This window comes from Mesorhizobium sp. M1A.T.Ca.IN.004.03.1.1, from assembly GCF_003997555.1.
Classification (GTDB): domain Bacteria; phylum Pseudomonadota; class Alphaproteobacteria; order Rhizobiales; family Rhizobiaceae; genus Mesorhizobium.
This window is the reverse complement of sequence record NZ_RZTV01000073.1, coordinates 1-376: the sequence shown is the minus strand read 5'-3', so window position 1 is coordinate 376 and position 376 is coordinate 1. Positions and strand designations below refer to the sequence as shown.

General features: G+C 65.4%; 1 pseudogene. It reads left to right on the top strand.

The features are described 5' to 3' along the window. A pseudogene (locus EOD29_RS30745) lies at positions 1-376 on the top strand (peptidoglycan-binding protein); the annotation flags it as partial.

Below are 376 nucleotides of genomic sequence, written 5' to 3'. Positions count from 1 at the left end.
GCGCAGGCCAAGGTGCGCGCCAATGCCGACGTCGCAAAAGCGCTCGAAGCCTATTATGGCGACAGCCGCAATCCGCTCGTCTGGGTCGAAGGCAACCAGATCAACGACCGCGCGAAGGCGGCGATGACGGCACTTGCCGATGCGGCCTCCGTCGGTCTCGACCCTGCCGACTACGCCGTCCAGACGCCGGCGATCGACCCGGCCAATCCCGATCCCGCCTTCCGCGACCGGGCGCTGACGCAGTTCGAGCTAGAACTCTCCGCCAAGGTCCTTGCCTTCGTGCAGGACACGGAGCGCGGCCGCATCGATCCGAACAAGATCTCCGGCTATCACGACTTCCAGCGCAAGGTCGTTAACCTGACGCCGGTGCTGAAGC